The sequence below is a fragment of the Pseudomonas linyingensis genome (assembly GCF_900109175.1).
GTDB lineage: Bacteria > Pseudomonadota > Gammaproteobacteria > Pseudomonadales > Pseudomonadaceae > Geopseudomonas > Geopseudomonas linyingensis.
Map to the genome: position 1 here is coordinate 64005 of NZ_FNZE01000018.1, position 19412 is coordinate 83416.

At 69.9% G+C, this 19412-nt stretch carries 13 protein-coding genes and 1 pseudogene; 7 read left to right on the forward strand and 7 right to left on the reverse strand.

Annotation, left to right across the window (positions count from 1 at the left end; all coding sequences use genetic code 11):
• Nucleotides 1–126: 126 nt before the first annotated feature.
• Complete coding sequence (locus BMZ19_RS18680) at nt 127–2088, forward strand: cation:proton antiporter (protein ID WP_090313098.1); 1962 nt, start codon at nt 127–129, stop codon at nt 2086–2088.
• 79 nt (nt 2089–2167) lie between these two features.
• Here BMZ19_RS18680 and BMZ19_RS18685 read toward each other — a convergent pair whose 3' ends face one another.
• Nucleotides 2168–3376 carry an ammonium transporter gene (locus BMZ19_RS18685; protein ID WP_090313099.1) on the reverse strand — a complete coding sequence of 403 codons (1209 nt, stop codon included), beginning with the start codon at nt 3374–3376 and terminating at the stop codon, nt 2168–2170.
• Between the two features lie 595 nt (nt 3377–3971).
• On the opposite strand from BMZ19_RS18685, the gene BMZ19_RS18690 reads away from it, so the two are divergent.
• Nucleotides 3972–5192 carry an EAL domain-containing protein gene (locus tag BMZ19_RS18690; RefSeq protein ID WP_090313100.1) on the forward strand — a complete coding sequence of 407 codons (1221 nt, stop codon included), beginning with the start codon at nt 3972–3974 and terminating at the stop codon, nt 5190–5192.
• Nucleotides 5193–5692: 500 nt separating this feature from the next.
• Here the strand turns inward: BMZ19_RS18690 and BMZ19_RS22275 are convergent.
• From BMZ19_RS22275 to BMZ19_RS18725, 6 genes and pseudogenes are all read right to left on the reverse strand, one after another.
• Nucleotides 5693–5833, reverse strand: a pseudogene (locus BMZ19_RS22275) (MFS transporter); the annotation flags it as partial.
• A 200-nt stretch (nt 5834–6033) separates the two neighbouring features.
• Nucleotides 6034–6792 (reverse strand): SDR family NAD(P)-dependent oxidoreductase, encoded by a 759-nt coding sequence (locus tag BMZ19_RS18705; RefSeq protein ID WP_090313102.1) that lies wholly within the window; start codon nt 6790–6792, stop codon nt 6034–6036.
• 17 nt (nt 6793–6809) lie between these two features.
• The gene (locus BMZ19_RS18710; protein ID WP_090313103.1) at nt 6810–7985 is read right to left on the reverse strand and encodes an acyl-CoA dehydrogenase family protein; all 1176 of its coding nucleotides are present in this window, start codon (nt 7983–7985) and stop codon (nt 6810–6812) included.
• Nucleotides 7986–8017: 32 nt separating this feature from the next.
• On the reverse strand, nt 8018–8737 hold the full coding sequence (locus BMZ19_RS18715; RefSeq protein WP_090313104.1) for a histidine phosphatase family protein: 720 nt from the start codon (nt 8735–8737) through the stop codon (nt 8018–8020).
• Nucleotides 8730–9104, reverse strand: coding sequence for a DUF6285 domain-containing protein (locus BMZ19_RS18720; protein WP_090313105.1), 375 nt, complete (start codon nt 9102–9104; stop codon nt 8730–8732). The genes BMZ19_RS18715 and BMZ19_RS18720 overlap by 8 nt, the downstream gene beginning before the upstream one ends.
• On the reverse strand, nt 9101–10153 hold the full coding sequence (locus BMZ19_RS18725) for a phosphotransferase family protein (protein ID WP_090313106.1): 1053 nt from the start codon (nt 10151–10153) through the stop codon (nt 9101–9103). Before BMZ19_RS18725 ends, BMZ19_RS18720 begins: the two co-directional genes overlap by 4 nt.
• Before the next feature lie 372 nt (nt 10154–10525).
• Between BMZ19_RS18725 and BMZ19_RS18730 the strand changes: the two genes are divergently transcribed.
• The 5 genes from BMZ19_RS18730 (at nt 10526) to BMZ19_RS18750 (ending at nt 19369) form a co-directional block, all read left to right on the forward strand.
• Nucleotides 10526–13180: a winged helix-turn-helix domain-containing protein gene (locus BMZ19_RS18730; RefSeq protein WP_090313107.1), complete on the forward strand. Its 2655-nt coding sequence runs from the start codon at nt 10526–10528 to the stop codon at nt 13178–13180.
• A gap of 116 nt (nt 13181–13296) precedes the next feature.
• Nucleotides 13297–15084, forward strand: coding sequence for an acyl-CoA dehydrogenase C-terminal domain-containing protein (locus BMZ19_RS18735; protein WP_090313108.1), 1788 nt, complete (start codon nt 13297–13299; stop codon nt 15082–15084).
• 174 nt (nt 15085–15258) lie between these two features.
• The gene (locus tag BMZ19_RS18740) at nt 15259–17361 is read left to right on the forward strand and encodes a 3-hydroxyacyl-CoA dehydrogenase NAD-binding domain-containing protein (protein WP_090313109.1); all 2103 of its coding nucleotides are present in this window, start codon (nt 15259–15261) and stop codon (nt 17359–17361) included.
• Nucleotides 17362–17393: 32 nt separating this feature from the next.
• On the forward strand, nt 17394–18578 hold the full coding sequence (locus tag BMZ19_RS18745) for an acetyl-CoA C-acyltransferase (RefSeq protein WP_090313110.1): 1185 nt from the start codon (nt 17394–17396) through the stop codon (nt 18576–18578).
• 17 nt (nt 18579–18595) lie between these two features.
• Complete coding sequence (locus tag BMZ19_RS18750) at nt 18596–19369, forward strand: SDR family NAD(P)-dependent oxidoreductase (RefSeq protein WP_090313111.1); 774 nt, start codon at nt 18596–18598, stop codon at nt 19367–19369.
• The last annotated feature ends 43 nt before the right edge of the window (nt 19370–19412 follow it).

The following is a 19412-nucleotide window of genomic DNA, read 5'->3' on the forward strand; positions in this document are numbered from 1 at the left end:
CGGCAGTCTACCATGCAGGCCAACCGCCCGATGGCGCCCAGCCGACCTAGGTCGCGCTGGACGCTGGCGCCATGGATTGGGCACTCTGTGGGGATTCGCGCCCCTTCCGTCTCTAGAGAATTATCGGTGTTCGTCAATCTGCTGATCATCCTGGCCGCCTCGCTGCTGGTCATCGCCCTGTTTCGCCACCTCAAGCTGCCGCCGCTGCTGGCCTACATGAGCGTCGGCCTGGCGCTCGGCCCCGGCAGCCTCGGCTGGCTGCAGCACCACGAGGACATGCCGCTGCTCGCCGAGTTCGGCGTGGTATTCCTGCTGTTCAGTCTCGGCCTGGAATTTTCCCTGCCGCGCATGCTGGCCCTGCGCCGGGTGGTGTTCGGTCTGGGCAGCCTGCAGGTGATCGTCTGCACGCTGCCGCTGGCCGGCCTGCTGCACCTGGCCGGGCTGGCCCTGCCGGCGGCGCTGCTGATCGGCGGCGGCCTGGCGCTGTCGTCCACCGCCATCGTCACCAAGGAGCTGAGCAGCCTCGGCGAGGTGTTCAGTTCGCACGGCCAGAACTCCATCGGCGTGCTGCTGTTCCAGGATCTGGTCGCCGTGCTGCTGCTGACCATGATTCCGGTGATCGCCGGCGGCTCCGAGCAGGCCTGGTACTGGGCGCTGCCGATCACCCTGGGCAAGGCCGCGCTGCTGTTCGCCGGCCTGCTGGTGGCCAGCCGCTGGCTGCTGCCGCGGCTGTTCCACGAGGTGGCGCAGGCCAACGCCCCGGAACTGTTCGTGCTGCTGGCGCTGGTCATCGTGCTGCTCACCGCCTGGCTGACCCACCTGCTCGGCCTGTCGATGGCGCTGGGCGCCTTCCTGGCCGGCATGCTGCTCGGCGAGAGCCACTATCGCCACCAGATCGAGGCCGACATCCGTCCGTTCCGCGACGTCCTCCTCGGCCTGTTCTTCGTCAGCGTCGGCATGCTGATCGACGTCAGCCTGTTCGCCTCCCACGGCCTGCTGATCCTCGCCATGACCCTGGCTCTGCTGCTGATCAAGGGCAGCCTGGTGGCGCTGCTGGTGCGCCTGCGCGGCGGCGACAACGAGGCGGCCTGGCGCAGCGGCCTGACCTTGGCCCAGGGCGGCGAGTTCTGCTTTGCCCTGGTCGCCCAGGCGCAGCAGGTCGATCTGCTGCCGGCCCACCTCAGCGGGTTGATTCTCGCCGCCACCTTCTGCTCGATGGCGGTCACCCCGCTGCTGCTGCGCGCCGCGCCGCAAATGGCCGCGCGCCTCAGCCAGCGCCCGCATGCCGAGGGCCGTGCCGAGGAGATCGCCGGCGCCTGCGCGGAACACGAACAGCACGTGCTGATCTGCGGCTTCGGCCGGGTCGGCCAGTCGATCGGCCGCTTCCTGCGCCGCGAAGGCATCCCCTTCGTCGCCCTGGACAACGACCCGATCCGCGTGCAGGAAGCCGCCGCCGGCGAACTCAGCGTGCACTACGGCGACTCGCGACGCGGCGAGCTGCTGGAAGCCCTCGGTGCCAGTCGTGCTCGCCTGCTGGTGGTGGCCGCCGACAACCCCGAGCATGCCCTGGAGACGGTCAAGCAGGCGCGCAAGCTGTCGGCGACCCTGCCGATCCTGGTGCGCACCCGCGACGACAGCCACCTGGCCAGCCTGCAGGAAGCCGGGGCCAACGAGGTGGTGCCGGAAGTGCTGGAGTCCAGCCTGATGCTGGCCTCCCATGCGCTCGTGATGCTCGGCCTGCCGGAACGTCGGGTGCAGGCGCGCATCGACGAGGTGCGCCTCGACCGCTATCACCTGTTGCATGGCTTCTATCACGGTACCAGCGCCAACCTGCTCGACCAGCAGGGCCGCCCGCGCATCCTGCTGCATGCGGTCAACCTGAGCGCCGACGCCTACGCCTGCGGTCGCCCGCTGGAAGAGCTGCGCCTGAGCGAGCTGGGCGTGGAGCTTCAGGCGGTGCGCCGCGCCGGCGACGAGCTGACCCTGGCCGACAATCCGCTGCTGCGCGAAGCCGACGCCCTGCTGCTGACCGGCCCGCTGGACGCCATCGAAAGAGCCGAAGCCCGGCTGCTGGCCGGCACCCAGTAAGGGAATAGCGCTCAGCTTGCCCACGCCATGAACGCAGAAGCCCGCTCGAGAGCGGGCTTCTGCGTTGGCGCAACTGCGCTTATTCGTGGCTGGTGGCGCCGATCTTGTGGATCGACAGGTCCGCACCGTAGTACTCCTCTTCCTGGCTCAGACGAATGCCCAGGGTGTTCTTCAGCAGTCCATACACCGCCAGACCGCCGAGCAGCGCCACGACGACGCCCAGGAGGGTACCAACCAGCTGGCTCATCAGGCTGACGCCGCCCAGCCCGCCGAGCGCCGTCTGCCCGAAGATGCCGCAGGCAACCCCGCCCCACACGCCGCACAAACCGTGCAGCGGCCAGACGCCGAGCACGTCGTCGATCTTCCAGCGGTTCTGGGTGGCGGTGAAGGCCCAGACGAACAGTGCACCGGCAATCGCCCCGGTGAGCAGCGCACCGATCGGGTGCATCAGGTCGGAACCGGCGCAGACCGCGACCAGACCGGCCAGCGGGCCGTTGTGCAGGAAGCCGGGGTCGTTGCGGCCGACCAGCAGCGCCGCCAGGGTACCGCCGACCATGGCCAGCAGCGAGTTGACCGCGACCAGGCCGCTGACGCCCTGCAAGGTCTGCGCGCTCATCACGTTGAAGCCGAACCAGCCGACGATCAGGATCCACGAGCCCAGTGCCAGGAACGGGATGTTCGACGGCGCGAAGGCCACCAGCTTGCCGTCGCGGTAGCGGCCGTTGCGGTGGCCGAGCAGCAGCACGGCCGCCAGCGCCAGCCAGCCACCGACCCCATGCACCACCACCGAGCCGGCGAAGTCGTGGAAGGAGGCACCGAAGCGCGCCTCCAGCCAGGCCTGCACGCCGAAGTTGCCGTTCCAGATCAGCCCCTCGAAGAACGGATAGACGAAGGCGACGATCAGCACGGTGGCGCACAGCTGCGGGCCGAACTTCGAGCGCTCGGCGATCCCGCCGGAGATGATCGCCGGAATCGCCGCGGCGAAGGTCAGCAGGAAGAAGAACTTCACCAGCGCGTAGCCGTGGTCGGTGCTCAGTACGCTGGCCGGCTCGAGAAAGGTCACCCCGTAGGCGATCCAGTAGCCGACGAAGAAGTAGGCCAGCGTCGAGACCGCGAAATCGGCAAGGATCTTCGACAGCGCGTTGACCTGGTTCTTCTGCCGCACGGTGCCGACCTCGAGGAAGGCAAAGCCGGCGTGCATGGCCAGGACCATGACCGCCCCGAGCAGGATGAACAGGGTGTTGGAGCCGTGAATCAGGGTTTCCACGGCACTATTGAGGTTTTCCATCGGCGCAGCGCGCTCCTCTGACAAGCAGTAAGGCACCAAAGCGGATCACTGACAGCCCTCCGCGCACTACTGGCGAGCGCGCGCACCATCCGGAAGCACTGGTCACGATAGACCAGTCAGCCTGGGAACACCGGTCGGTCAGGCCAGCTTTGGTAGCTGGTTCTTGTAAATCAAGGGGTTGAGTGCGCAAGCCAACACCCTGTCGGTTATTGCCCTGCCCCAAGGTCGGGCAGGCCAAGACGCACCCGCATCAAACAGATGCAAGCAGCATGCCGATACGCACCATCAACTGGCGGAATGACACAGAAATGTGCACTCGGCGCAGGCCACCCGCCGAGATCGCACCCGTAGTCTCGGCAGCAGGCCATCTGCCACAGGCTCCATGCCTCAACTCGGTCACCGTGGCCCCATAACCGCGCGTCGCGCCGATGGCTCGGCGGCGTTGACCCGCGCCTCTGGTCCGCCACGCCCGGAGCAGGCACCAAAATCGGGCATGACCGCGACCATAGGCAAATCACGTCACTGCCCATGAAAGCTGGCCGCATTCTTGCTTACCCTCGCCAACCGCCCGAGTGGGCCACTGCTGGAGCCTGTTGTGTTCGATGGCCAACCGCTTGCCGTCTTCCAACCCTTTGTCGATACCGCCACCGGCCTGATCGCCGGCGTGGAGGCCCTCGCGCGCCTGCGCGACAGCCAGGGCCGTCTGCGCTCGGCCGGACCGCTGTTCGCCTGTCCGCAAACCAACCAGAGCGCCCTGCGCCGCCTCGACCGCCAGGTACGCGACCAGGCCCTGCGCCAGCTGCAACAGGCGCCGCGCGACTGGTTCCTCAGCCTGAACATCTCGCCGCGCTGGATCAGCCGCCTGCAGCCCGACCAGCCGCTGCCCAGCCTGCGCCAGCTCGACCAGCACCAGGTCGATGCGCGGCGCATCGTCTTCGAGATCACCGAACTCGACGGCGACAGCCCGCGCCTGCTGGCGGCCGTGGCGCAATACCGCCAGGCCGGCGCGCGCATCGCCGTGGACGACTTCGGCGCCGGCTATTCGCAACTCGACCGCGTGCTGGCCCTGCAGCCGGACATCCTCAAGCTGGACATGCGTCTGTTCAAGGACGCCGCGCGCGGCGGCCCCAGCTGCGAGGTGGTCAAGGCGCTCGCGCAGATGGCGGAAAAGACCGGCTGCCAGATCATCGCCGAGGGCGTGGAGAGCGCAGCCGAGCTGGATTTTGCCCTGGAGTGCGGCGCCCGCTACGTGCAGGGTTTCCTGTTTGCCGACGGCCAGGCGCAGTTCCCGGCCGCCGACGCCTTTGCCCGCCACTTCGCCCTCCTGCGCGACCATTACGTCCAGGGCAAGCTGGCCGAGCGTGCGCGCCTGATCGAACTGCGTCGCCAGCTCGGCGAGCTGATGGGCCGCCTGCGCCCATGGGCGGAAAGTCGCGCCGGCGCCAGCGCCATGCCGCCGATCGAGGAGTATCCGTGGCTGCTGCGCATCTACCAGTGCGACCGGACCGGCGCGCAGATCACCCCGAACTTCGACCGCCAGGGCGAGGGCTGGCACGAGGATCCCAGCTACCTGCGCCACAACTGGTCGTGGCGCCCGTACTTCCACCAGTTGCTGGCCGAGGGTCTCGACGAGTGGCGACTGACCCTGTCACCCACCTACCGCGACGTCACCAGCAACCAGTACTGCCTGACCGCCGGCCAGTGCATCGACAACGGCCGCCGCCTGCTGCTGGTCGACATCGACGCCGCCGCCCTGAGCACCTGCCCGCAGCCAGCCGCCTGGTGCCCGCTGCAGTTCGGCCTCACCGGCTCCTGAACTCGCGGCAGGGCTTGCAGGCCGGCGCGCCAGCCAATCAGCGGGAGCCAGACCTCTCTGGGTCTGTCGTGATAGCCGCGATCCGCGCAGAAGTCCCGGCTTCTGTTGTCCCGGTCGAGTGCATCCACCAGATGCAGGGTGGAACCTCACCTGTTCATCGGACAGGTTGAACAGCTGCTGGAACACCAGCAGGCGCGTCATCAGCTCCGTTGGGTAGGGATGCCGACCGCCCTGCCCCGGCTGGGCCGGGAGTCCAGCGCACAATCTCAGATTGCCAGGGCAGCAAAGTCCACATATTTGTTCAGCAGAGCCAGAGGACCACCCAGGCTGTCCAGTTTGACTTCACGCTCCTGGGTGGCTTTTATATGCGCCCTCCAGAGCGTGGCCTGCGCCTACTCCTCGGGCGCCGTTTCATTCAGCTCCACACCTCTCGGCCTCAACCACAGGCGAATGCCATAATCGCATGCGATAGCGCCGAATAAAGGTGCTGCCCTGCACCGTCAGGCCGGCCTCTCCTCGGCGCGCAAGCGCATCACCGCCTGCTCTCGCACCGGCCAGTTAAGCAACGCGGCCATCGTGCTCAGAGCGATGCAGATCTGCCAGACCAAGGCGTAGCTGCCTGTACGATCGAACAATAGGCCGATGGCCATGCCGCGTTGCTCCACCGGCGCCACGCGGCCGACCGCACCGAGAACGAGGCCCAGACCGACCAGCAGGCCGGTACTCAGCCACAGCATGCCCAGCGCGAGCGCCAGGGTCAGCGAGCTGCCGAGCAGGATCCAGGCGCAATCGCGCCACCAGGCGGTCGGCGGCACGGCCGTTGCGGAGCAGTCCATGCGCTTCAAAACGCCGATATCCCGCCGTCCACCGCGACGGCCTGCCCGGTCATGTAGCCGTTCTCCCGCGCGCACAGCATCAGCATGACGCTGACGATCTCCGCGGGGGTGCCGAGGCGCTTCATCGGCGAGCCCTGGGCGAGGAACTGCTCCTTCTCGCCGACCTCGCTCTCGGTGACCATCGGCGTCGCGCTGTAGAACGGGCACACGGCATTGATGCGGATGCCCTGGCGGGCGTACTCGACCGCCGCCGTGCGGGTCAGCCCCACCACCGCATGCTTGGCGGCGCCGTAGGCCGCCAGCTTGGGCGCGCCGCCCAGACCGGCCATCGAGGCGACGTTGAGGATCACCCCGCCGCCCTGCGCGAGCATCTGGCGGATCTGGTGCTTCATGCCGAAGAACACGCCCTTGGCGTTGACCGCGAAGCTGAGGTCCAGCTCGTCCTCGTCGGTGTCGATGAAGCTCTTCAGCGGCGTGAGGATACCGGCGTTGTTGATGCCGACGTCGAGGCGCCCGAAGCGGGTGACCGCCGCCTCGACCAGCGACTTGACCTCGGCCTCGCGGGTCACGTCGCAGACCGCGGCGACCACCTGGGCGCCGGCCTCGTGCAACTCGGCGGCCACCCGCGCCAGGCCCGCCGCGTTGCGGTCGCCGAGCACGAGCCTGGCACCCATGCCGGCCAGACGCCAAGCCAGCAGCTCGCCGAAGCCGCTGGCCGCCCCGGTGATCAGCACCACCTGATCCTGGTAACTGTCGATATGCATGCTCTGCCCTCCCCCGATCAGACGTGCGCCGCAGCGGCACGGTCGAGGATCTTCTTCGCCAGGCTCATGCGGTGCACCTCGTTGGGACCGTCGTAGATGCGGAAGCTGCGTGCGTCGCGGAAGATGCGTTCGACGATCGCCTCGCCGGTGACCCCCTGCCCCCCCAATACCTGCACGCAGCGGTCGATCACCCGCCAGATGCCTTCCGAGCTGATCACCTTGGCCATGCTCGACTCGAAATTGCCGCGCTCGCCCTGATCCAGCACCCAGGCGCAGTGCCAGATCGCCAGGCGGGTGACGTGCAGGTCCATCTCGTTGTCGGCGAGCATGAACCCCACCCCCTGGTGCTCGCCCAGCGGCTTGCCGAACGACTGGCGACTGTTGGCGTAGGCACAGGCGGTATCGTGGGCACGGCGTGCCTGGCCAAGCCAGCGCATGCAGTGGGTCAGGCGAGCCGGCGCCAGGCGCACCTGGGCGTAGCGGAAGCCCTTGCCGACCTCGCCGAGCACATCGCTGGCCGGCACGCGCAGGTTCTCGAAGCGCAGCACGCCATGGCCGCCGGCGAAGCAGCTGTCGAGCGAATCCATCATGCGCTCGAGGACGAAGCCCGGGCGGTCGGTGTCGGTGAGGAACATGGTCGCGCTGCCGTCCTCCATGCGCGCCATGATGATCGCCAGCTGCGCGCCCTCGGCACCGGTGATGAACCACTTGTGGCCGTTGATGACATAGTCGTTGCCGTCGCGCACCGCGGTGGTGGTCAGCATCGACGGATCGGAGCCGGCGCCCGGGCTCGGCTCGGTCATCGCGAAGCAGGAACGGATGTGGCCCTGGACCATCGGCCGCAGCCAGCGGTCCTTCTGCGCCGGCGTAGCCACCACCTCGAGCAGGTGGATGTTGCCTTCGTCGGGGGCGTGGATGTTCAGGGCGATGGGCCCCAGCGGCGAATAGCCGGCCTCCTCGAAGACGATCGCCTTCTCGGCGTGGCTCAGTCCCAGACCGCCCATCTCCCGCGAGGCATGGGGGGTCAGCAGGCCATGGGCGCGGGCCTTTTCCACCAGTTCCTGGCGCAGCTCCGCGGAGGGGCCGTGCGCGGTCTGCCGCGGATCGTTTTCCATGGGCAGGATTTCTTCGGCGATGAAGCGCCGGACCTTGGCCTGCAGCGCGAGCAGCTCGGCAGAGAGAGCGAAGTTCATGTGTCGATGTTCCTTTTGTTCCGAAGAAGGCTTCAGGCGAGCAGGCCACGCGGATCGATGGCAGCGAACAGGTTTTCCATCACGGTTTGCCGGATCCCCGTCTTGGCCGGGTCGTAGGGGGTGAAGTTCTGCGCGCGGATGATGGCGCGCACCACCTGCGGCCCATCCATGTCGATGTCCAGCACGTTGAGGCAGGCGGTGTCCTGTTCGAAGGCGGCGAGGCCGCGCAGCCCCGCGCCGCTCGCCCAGGCCAGCAGGATCCGGTTGACCGCGTCGTGGCTAACCACCAGCGCCGTCTCCCACTCCGGCTCGGCGAGCAGCTGGTGGAAGGTCTCCAGCACCCGCCCCTGGAACTGCCGCCACGCCTCGCCGCGCAGGAAGGCCGCGCCCTCCTGATCGGCCAGCAGGTAGGCCTGGCTGACCTCCGCGTGCAGGGCCTCGGCCGGGATCTCGCGCAGGCGGCCGGCGCGGATCTCGCGCAGACCGGCCAGTTCCTCGACCGGCAGGCCGCGCCCGCCCAGCAGCTCATCGAGGGTCTGCCGGGCGCGCGGATAGTCCGAGCACACCGCGCGGTCGACCGGCAGGTCGGCGAGGACCTGGCCGAGCGCCCGCGCCTGGCGCACGCCCTCGGCCGACAGCGGCACGCCGCGCGGGTCGAGCGGCCGGCCGGCGGCATCGAAATAGCTGACGTGGCCGTGGCGCACCAGGTAGCAACGGCGCCGGCGCAGCGGTCGCGAAGAGAACTCAGTCATGGGCCACCACCTTGGGATTGCTGATCCGCAGCTGCTCGCGGGTGATCGTCAGCAGGGCGTCGAGCAGGCGCTCGCGGGCCGCGCCGCGCTCGTCGTACAGCCCGGCGCGGATGTTGCGGGCGACCTGGGCACGCGCCTCGGCCAGGCTCGACTCGGCCTGGCCATGCAGGTCCAGCACGCGGGCCAGGGCGGCCACCTCGGCCTGGGTGCAGGCGGCCGCCAGCTCGATCTCGCGAGTGGCGATGGCCATCGCGCTGGTGATCATCCGCGCCTCGTAGTGCAGGCTCGCCGGCAGCGCCGGCAGCAGCTGCTTGAGCAGCAGATCGCGGGCGGTGGCGAGCAGATCGCGGGCGTCGGGCTGGTTCATGCTTCACCTCCGGAGGTCAGCGCCAGGATTTCGTATTCGAGTTCCGGGACCAGACGCCCGGTCAGCGCCAGTTCCAGGGAGCGCTGCTGCCCGGACAGATGACGTTGGGCCTGCTGGAGCGCGATCACCGCCCAGCGCAGGTGGGCGAGGACCTGCCAGAACAGCAGATCCCCGGCCGTCAGCTCTTGCCCGGAGACGCTGCGATAGCCGGCCAGGAAGTCCTCCAGCTGGCCGATGCCGCCGGCCTCGAGATCCGGGCGGGCGAAACGCCAGCAGCGGGCGGAGAACCAGCCGAGGTCTTCGCGCGGGTCGCCCCAGCCGGCGAACTCCCAGTCCAGCACGCCGGTCAGGGTGCCGTCGGCCACCAGGTAGTTGCCGGTGCGGTAGTCGCGGTGGAGCAGGCGGGGGGCGAGCGGCGCGGGCTTGTTCAGTTCGCACCAGCGCAGGCCCCACTCGAGCGCCGGATAGGCTTCCTGCAGGGTGTCGAGGAAACGGCGGTACTGGTCGACGCTGGCCTGCGCGGGATCGCTCGCGGGCTCGGCCAGGAACTCCAGACCGGGCTGCGGCGGCCTGATCCGATGCAGGCGCGCGAGGTTCTCGCCCAGTTGCACACAAAGCGCGCCACGCCGCTCCTCCAGCGCGCGATCGGTGGTCAGCCGATGGCCGCTGGCGGTGCCGGCCAGCGCCTCCATGACGAAGAAGCACCTGCCGATCACCTGCGTATCCAGGCACAACCACAGCGGCCTGGGCACCTTCACGCCGGCCCGGTGAACCGCACTGAGCACGGCAAACTCCTGTTCGCGACTCATGCTCGCCGCCACGGCCGACGCCGCATCGGTACGCAGCACCCAGCGCTGACGCCGGTCGCCCACGCGGGCCTCCAGCAGCCAGTTCTCCTGGATGGCACCGCCGGACAGGCGCTCGCTGCGCTCGATGACGACGCACTCGCCTTCCATGCGTTCGGTCAGGTAGGCGGACAGTGCCTCATGGGCATCCGCTATGTCGATTCGGGCGCTGTCGCGCCGCGGATTGTTGCTGCTTGCTGACATGGTCGACTCGTCTCGCAGGTTCATTCCTGCCAGGCAGGGAGCAAGATCGGTGCCAGCGTCGTCGAAAAAACTATTTTTTCGCTTTAAATCAATAGATTACATCCATTAAAAGTACCCGCCCGGGCAACCCGGACCGCCGCCGGCAATGCAGAGTTGCAACATGTCATTTCAGCCGAGAAATACCGTTTCACACCTGGCAGGCGGACGCCGCTCGGACGGAGGCGCCCCGCCACGGCGGATAGCGAATTTCCCCCGCGGCCTGGCTCCGCTCGGCTAGCATGGGGACGCCCGGGCTGCTGCTCGCCGCAAGGTTCCGGGCGCCGAAACCGTCTCAGTGCCGGCCACTGGCTGCCTGCAAGGAATCCGCACGCAATGGCTCTACCCGCGCTCAAGCCCAACCAGTTGCGTCCTCCCGCCGAGCCGGCGAAGGCCCTCGCCCGTCCGCGCCTGCTGCAGCGGCTGGCCAGCTCGGCCGAGGCCGGCTGCTTCACCCTGCTGCAGGCCCCGCTGGGCTATGGCAAGAGCACCCTGCTCGGCCAGTTCGCCCGCACCCAGTCCGGCCGCTGCGCCTGGCTGCGCCTGACCCCGGCGGAGAACCAGCCGCTGAGCCTGCTGACCCATCTGCATGCGGCGCTCGGCTTGCCGGCGGACCACCGGGCGACGGCGGATGCCGAGGGCCTGTGGAGCGAGATCCAGCGGTACCTGGAAAGCGCCGGCGAACCGCTGACCCTGCTGCTCGACGACCTGCAGCTGCTCAGCTCGCCGTCCGCCTGCCAGTACCTCGAGCAGCTGCTGCACTTCCCGCCGCCGGCACTGCTCCTGCTGGCCGCCAGCGAAGGACCGCCACGGCTGCCGCTGGCACACCTGCGCCGCGACGCGCGGCTGACGCTGATCGACGCCCACGAGCTGGCCCTGGACAGCGAGGAAACCCGCCAGCTGGCCGCCGCCCGCGAGGTGCACCTGAGCGCCGACGCGGTCTACCAGTTGCGCGCCGGCAGCGAAGGCTGGATCAGCGGCGTGCTGTTCTGGCTCGACGCCTACCGCGAGGCGGCGACCAACGGGCAGCCGCCCACCGACCTGCGACCGATCACCGGGCAGGCCTACGCCCATGCCCGGCAGTTCCTCGAGGAAGAACGCCTGCGCCGCCTCAAGCCCGCACTGCTCGGCTTCCTCGAGCGGACGTCGGTGGTACAGGTGTTCGATGCCGCCCTGGCCGGCGAACTCGACGGCGGTGCGGAGGCCGGCGAGGCGATCCGCCAGCTGCGCCGTCTGGACCTGTTCATCGAGGAACGCGCCGGCCAGCGCGGCGAGTACCGCTATCACCCGGTCCTGCGCAACAGCCTCTACCAGCGCCTGCAGCAGCGCGATCCGCAGCGCCTGCGTCAGCTGCATCGCCAGGCGGCGAACTGGCTGCTGGAGCAGCGCCGCTTCGCCGAGGCCATCTACCAGTTCGGCCGCGCCAGGGATCTCGATGCGGTGCTGAGCATCGTCGACCGGCATGCCTTCGACCTGCTGCGCGAGGGCCAGGTCAACGCGCTGGTCGACTTTCTCGGCGAGGTCGCCGGGCATGCCGGCAGCGACAGTTTCACCCTGGCGGTCACCGAGGCCTCCACCATCATCGTCACCAACGACGTGGCGCAGACCTGCCAGTGCATCCGCCGCCTGCAGGGGCTGCTCAGACGCCAGGGCGCCCCTCGCCATCCGCAGCGGGTGCAGCAGACCATCGCCTTCCTGCGCAGCCGCCTGGCCTACCTGGGAGGCAACCTGGCGCACGGCCTGGAGGTGACCGGCCGCGCCCTGCAGCGCTTTCCCCAGCACAACGCGGCCAGCTCGGTGCTGCACTTCGACCGCGCCAGCTGCCTGGCCGCCCTCGGGCGTCTGGACGAGGCGCGCGGCGAGGCCGAGCTGGCCCTCGGCGAGCTGCAGGGCTTCGGCCTCAGCGGCTTCACCAATCTCCCGCAGCTGCTGCTCGGCCAGATCGAACTGGCCCAGGGCCGTGGCGAGGCGGCCTGGCAGCGCTTCCTCGCCATGGACAGCCAGCCGCAGGCCAGCACCGCGGGGAGCTTCTACGCGCTGTTCCCGCACCTGGGCAAGGGCCTGGTCCTGCTGCAGGCCAACCAGCTGGAGCAGGCCCGCCAGTGCCTGGACCAGGCCGAGCGGGTGGCGCTGGACTTCCCCCATTGCGCCGCCCTGGCCTGGGTGTTCCACCACCAGGCCTGCCTGTACTGGGCCCAGGGCGAGACGCGCCAGGCCAGGACGCGCTGGGACGAGGTGCGGCGCATGGCCAGCCAGTACCGGCTGTTCACCCTCTACCGCCAGGCCGGCGCCTGGCGGGCACGCCTGGCCGTGCGCGAGGACGACCAGGAATTCCTCCTCGGCTGGCTCGAGGAATGGCACTGGTGCTTCCGCCACTACGGCGAGCATCTGCAGCCCGAGGAGTGGCTGGCCTATGCCTGGGTGCAGCGCCACCTGGGGCAGCACGCCAAGGCCGGGCAGATCCTTGCCGATCTCAGGGAACAGGTGCAGGCACAGGGCAACCACCGCCTGCTGCTCGATGTGCTGCTGCTCGAGGCCGGCCTCGCCCAGGACCGCGGCGCCCATGCCGAGGCCCTCGGCAGCCTCGAGCAGGCCCTGCAGCTGGCCAGCCGCCACGCCCTCGGCCAGTTGCTGCAGTACGAGGGCGACGACCAGCTGGAATCCCTGCGCCAGCTGCTGCTGCCGCAGACCCGCGCGCAGCTCGGCCTGGTCGAACCGGCGCCGCCGCGCGAGCGGCTCAACGCGCTGTTCCGCCGCCTGCTCGCGGGCAGGGAGACGGCCGCCAGCGCGCTCATCGTGCCGCTGTCGCGCCGCGAGCTGGACGTGCTGCAGCGCATGGCGCGCGGGCAGACCAACCAGCAGATCGCCGACGCGCTGTTCATCAGCCTCAGCACGGTCAAGACCCACATCAACCACCTGTTTCGCAAGCTCGACGTGGTCGACCGCGACGGCGCCCTGCGCTCGGCGCGCGAACTCGACCTGCTGGACTGACCTCCACCCTCCCCCTCGACCCGATTCCACCCCCCGTTCCACCGGGGGGTTGGACGTTGCGGAGCCTTTCCGCTTGCTACAACGGCGCATCGCTCGTTCATCCACAGGAGAACCGCATGCCCAGCTATCAGGCCCCCCTGCGCGACATCGCCTTCGTCGCCCACGAACTGCTCGACCTCGGCAGCCACTACCAGCAACTCGCCGGCTGCGAAGCCCTCGATCCGGCCACCTTCGACGCCATCGTCGAGGAAGGCGCCAAGTTTGCGGCAGAGCAACTCGCGCCACTCAACGCGATCGGCGACCAGCACGGCTGCCGCTGGCAGGACGGTCGGGTCAGCACCCCACCCGGGTTTGCCGCGGCCTTCCGCCAGTTCGCCGCCAACGGCTGGCTCGGCCTCGACAAGGACCCGCAGTACGGCGGCCAGGGCCTGCCGCCCTCGCTGGGCTTCGTGATCCACGAGCTGCTGTGCAGCGCCAACCATGCCTTCAGCCAGTTCCCCAACCTCACCGGCGGCGCCACCAGCACCATCAGCGAGCACGCCGACGAGGCGCTCCGCCAGCGCTTCCTGCCGGCGCTGATCGAGGGCCGCTGGAGCGGCACCATGTGCCTGACCGAGCCGCACTGCGGCTCCGACCTCGGCCTGCTGCGCACCCGCGCCGAGCCGCAGGCCGACGGCAGCTACCGGATCAGCGGCAGCAAGATGTTCATCTCCGCCGGCGAGCACGACCTGACCGAGAACATCGTCCACCTGGTGCTGGCCCGCATCGACGGCGCCCCGGCCGGGGTCAAGGGCATCTCGCTGTTCGTGGTGCCGAAGATCCGCGTCGAGGCCGACGGCAGCCTCGGCGCTGCCAACGGCGTCAGCTGCGGCTCCATCGAGGAAAAGATGGGCCTGCACGGCAACCCCACCTGCGTGCTCAACTTCGACGACGCCTGCGGCTACCTGCTCGGCGAGGCCCATCGCGGCCTGAACGCCATGTTCACCTTCATCAACGAGTCGCGCCTGGCCGTGGCCCAGCAGGCCCAGGCGCACGCCGAGACGGCCTTCCAGGGCGCCCTGGCCTACGCCCGCGAGCGTCTGCAGATGCGCGCCACCCCGCGCCTGCGCCCCGAGCTGCCGGCCGACCCGATCATCGGCCATGCCGACGTGCGGCGCATGCTGCTGACCCAGAAGGCCTACGCCGAAGGCGGCCGCATGCTGACCTATGCTTGCGCCCAGCAGGTCGACCGCCTGCACCACGCCGTCACGCCGGCGGCGCGCGCCGCCGCCGCCCGCCGCCTGGCGCTGCTCACGCCGATCGCCAAGGGCATCCTCAGCGAGGCCGGCAACGAGGCCGCGCAGCTGGGCATCCAGGTGTTCGGCGGCCACGGCTTCATCCGCGAGTGGGGCATGGAGCAGATCGCCCGCGACGTGCGCATCACCTCGATCTACGAGGGCACCAACACCATCCAGGGCCTCGACCTGCTCACCCGCAAGGTGTTCGCCGACGGCGGCGAGGCGCTCGCCGAGCTGCTCGCCGAGATCGAGGACTTCACCCGCACCGCGGCGGCGCCGGCCGAGCTGGTCCGCCCGCTGCTGGAACAGGTGAATGCCTGGCGCGAGGTCAGCGCCTGGCTGCACGAGCGCAGCGGCAGCGATGCCAACCTGGTCGGCGCCAGCGCCTTCGACTACCTGATGCTCGCCGGCTACACCCTGCTCGGCTACCTCTGGCTGCGCGCTGCCTGCCAGGCCGAGCAGGCCCTGGCCAACGGCAGCGGCGAAGCGGACTTCTACCAGGGCAAGCGGGAAACCGCGCGCTTCTACCTGCAGCGCCTGCTGCCCAGGGCCGCCCTGCACCGCACGCTGATCGAGAGCGGCAGCGCCAACCTGATGAGCATCGCCGACAGCGCCTTCGCGCGCTGAGGGCCGTCTCCACGCTCCGCTGCTATCTCACCCTTCGGCAGCGGAGTTCCTTGGTGGCCGCCTGTTGCGTGGCAGCCACCCTTTTTATCGCCAGACCCCGGCCGCGCACGCGGCCGGGCAGCGGGCAGCGGGGCGGATGTCCCGCCGCGCCCGCCCATTCGAAGAGGGATTTCCATGCAGCAGTTGATCGACTACCGCCGCGACCAGGAGCTGGCCCTGATCGGCCTGTGCCACGCGCCGGTCAATGCGCTCGGCCACGAACTGCGCCAGGCGCTGGCCAGCGCATGCGAGCTGGCCGCCAGCGACCCGGCGGTGCGCGCCATCGTCCTCCATGGCCGGCAGCTGCCGTTCAGCGCCGGCGCCGACATCGGCGAGTTCGGCACGCCGCTCACCTGGCAGGCGCCGGCCCTACCGCAGCTGCTGGTGGATCTGGCGCGGATCGACAAGCCGCTGATCGCCGCCATCGGTGGCGTGGCCCTCGGCGGCGGCCTGGAGCTGGCCCTCGCCTGCAGCCAGCGCATCGCCAGCGCCGACGCCCGCCTGGGCCTGCCGGAGGTGCGCCTCGGCCTGCTGCCGGGCGCCGGCGGCACCCAGCGCCTGCCGCGCCTGATCGGTGTAGCGGCCGCCCTGCAGATGATGCTCGACGGCCAGCCGGTCGACGCCCGCCAGGCCCGCGACATGGGGCTGGTCGACCGTCTGGTCGAGCCCGGCGCAGATCTCGTCGCCGAGGCCTGCCGCTTCGCCCGCGAACTGCTGGCGGGACCGGCGCCGGCACGCCCAAAGCAAGGCCCTCTCGACGAGCCGAGCAGCGATTTCTTCGCCGCCCAGGAGGCCCAGCTAACCGCCCGCAAGCCCGGCCAGCTGGCGCCGCAGCTGGTGCTGGCGACGGTGCGCGCCGCCAGCGAGCTGCCGCTGGCGCAGGGGCTGGCCCGCGAGCAGGCGCTGTTCCGCCAGGCGCTGGAGAGTCCGCAGGCCACGGCGCTGCGCCACCAGTTCTTCGCCGAGCGCGAGGCGCTGAAGATCCCCGGCATCGACGCGACCACCCCGCTGCGGCCGATCCGCAAGGTCGCGGTGATAGGCGCCGGCACCATGGGCGGCGGCATCGCCATGAACTTCGTCAATGCCGGCATCCCGGTGACCCTGCTGGAGGTCAAGCCGGAGGCCCTCGACCGCGGCCTGGCGCAGATCCGCAAGAACTACGAGATCAGCCTCAAGCGCGGCAAGCTCAGCCCCGCGCAGCTCGAACAGCGCATGGCCCTGCTGGCCGGCACCCTCGACTATGCCGACCTGGCCGACGCCGACCTGGTGATCGAGGCGGTGTTCGAGAACCTGGCCATCAAGCAGACGGTGTTCCGCACCCTCGACGAGGTGTGCAAGCCCGGCGCCATCCTCGCCAGCAATACCTCGACCCTGGATGTCGACCAGATCGCCGCCGTCACCCGCCGCCCGCAGGACGTGGTCGGCCTGCACTTCTTCAGCCCGGCCAACGTCATGCGCCTGCTGGAGGTGGTGCGCGGCGAGGCGACAGCGCCGGACGTGCTGGCCACCACCCTGCAGATCGCCAGGCGCATCGGCAAGCTGCCGGTGGTCTCCCGCGTGTGCTTCGGCTTCATCGGCAACCGCATGCTCGAGCCCTACGCCCGCGAGGCCCATCGCCTGGTGCTGGAAGGCGCCAGCCCGGCGCAGGTCGACCGCGTGCTCACCGGCCTCGGCCTGGCCATGGGCGTGTTCGCCATGTACGACCTGGCCGGCATCGACATCGGCTACCTGGTGCGCGAGGCCATGCGCGACCAGCTCGCCCATGATCCGAGCTACTTCCGCCTGGCCGACGAGCTGTGCGCGCGCGGCTGGCACGGCCAGAAGAGCGGGCGCGGCTTCTACCGCTACGAGGGCCGCGAGCGCCTGGAGGACGCCGAGGTGGTGGAGATCGCCGAGCGCCTGGCCGCCGAGCTGGGCATCCAGCAGCGGAGCATTTCCGACCAGGAAATCCACGACCGCTGCCTGTTCATGCTGATCAACGAGGGCCTGCAGCTGCTCGACGAAGGCATCGCCCTGCGCAGCGGCGACGTCGACCTGGTGTGGATCAACGGCTACGGCTTCCCGGCCTGGCGCGGCGGCCCGCTGCATTACGCCGAACAGCTGGGCCTCGCCGAGGTGCTCGCCGGCATCGAGCAGTACCGCGACCGGCTCGGCGCCTACGGCGCGCTGTGGCTGCAGCCAGCGCCGCTGCTGCAGCGCCTGGTCGCCGCCGGCAAGACCCGCATCGAAATCTGCTGATCCTCTTCCGCCCCCGACAGGAAACCCGAATCATGAAAGAAGCCGTCATCCTCTCCACCGCCCGCACGCCGATCGGCAAGGCCTTTCGCGGCGCCTTCAACCACACCCGCTCGCCCAGCCTGGCCGCCCACGCCATCCAGGCCGCGGTGGCGCGCGCCGGCATCGACGCCGACGAGATCGAGGATCTGGTGATGGGCACCGCACTGCCCTCCGGCACCGCCGGCTGGAACCTCGGCCGCATGAGCGCGCTGGCCGCCGGGCTGCCGGTGTCGGTCAGCGGCCAGACCCTGGACCGCCAGTGCGCCTCCGGGTTGATGGCCATCGCCACCGCCGCCAAGCAGATCATCGTCGACGGCATGCAGGTCACCATCGGTGCCGGTCAGGAGAACATCAGCGCCGTGCAGGCCCGCAACCTGGAGTGGGCGCTGAGCGAGTGCGACGACAACGTCACCCGCCACGCCGCGCACGCCTACATGCCGATGCTGCACACCGCCGAGCACGTGGCGCGGCGCTACGGCATCAGCCGCGAGGAGCAGGACCGCTACGCCCTGCAGTCCCAGCAGCGCACCGCCGCAGCGCAGGAGGCGGGGCTGTTCGAAGCGGAGATCGTTCCGGTGACCACCGTGCAGGCGGTCAGCGACAAGCACAGCGGCGAGGTCAGCTACCGGCAGGTGACCATTGCCCGGGACGAGGGCAACCGTCCGCAGACCCGCCCGGAAGACCTCGCCCAGCTCAAGCCGGTGCTCGACGGCGGCTGCGTCACCGCCGGCAACGCCAGCCAGCTGTCCGACGGCGCCAGCGCCTGCGTGCTGATGGAAGCGCGCCTGGCCGAGCAGCGCAACCTCGAACCGCTGGGCCTGTACCGCGGCATCGCCGTTGCCGGCCTGGCCCCGGAGGAAATGGGCATCGGCCCGGTGCTCGCGGTGCCCAAGCTGCTCAAGCAGCACGGCCTCAAGGTCGACGACATCGGCCTGTGGGAGCTTAACGAGGCCTTCGCCTGCCAGGTGCTGTACTGCCGCGACCGCCTGGGCATCGACGAGGCGCGCCTGAACGTCAACGGCGGCGCCATCGCCATCGGCCACCCCTACGGCATGAGCGGCGCGCGCATGGTCGGCCACGCCCTACTGGAGGGCAAGCGCCGCGGTGTGAAGTACGTGGTGGTGACCATGTGCGTCGGCGGCGGCATGGGCGCCGCCGGCCTGTTCGAAGTGCTGTGAAACCAGGAGATCCGACCATGCTCGCAACCCACTTCTCCCTGGCCGGCAAGACCGTGCTGGTCACCGGCGCCTCCAGCGGCCTGGGCGCCCACTTCGCCCGCCTGACCAAGCGCGCCGGCGCCCGCGTGGTGCTGGCCGCGCGGCGCGTCGAGCGCCTCGAGCGCCTGGCCGCCGAGCTACAGGCGGACGGCGGCGAGGCGCTGGCCGTCGCCCTCGACGTGACCCGCCGCGATAGCGTCGAGGCGGCCTTCGACGCCGCCGAGGCGCGCTTCGGCGGCGTCGACGTGGTGATCAACAATGCCGGCGTCGGCGATCCCGGGCGCTTCCTCGAACTCGGCGAGGACGACTGGCAGCACATGCTGTCGACCAACCTTGACGGCGTGTTCCGCGTCGCCCAGTGCGCCAGCCAGCGCCTGGTCAAGGCCGGGTGCGGCGGCAGCATCGTCAACATCGCCTCGATCCTCGGCCTGCGCGTCGGCACCGGTCTCAGCCACTACTGCACGGCCAAGGCCGGGGTGGTGCAGCTGACCAAGGCGATGGCGCTGGAGCTGGCCCGCCACCACATCAGGGTCAACGCCATCGCTCCCGGCTACTTCAGGACCGAGATGAACGACGCCTACTTCGACAGCGAGGCGGGCCAGAGCTACATCCGCAGCCAGGTGCCGCTGCGCCGCCTGGGCCGTCTGGAAGAGCTCGACGGCCCCCTGCTGCTGCTGGCCAGCGAAGCCGGCGCGTTCATGACCGGCAGCGTGCTGGCGGTGGACGGCGGGCATCTGGTCAACCCGCTCTAGCCCAGCGTCCGGCTCGCGGAGCGTCGCCGGGCGCTCCGCGAGG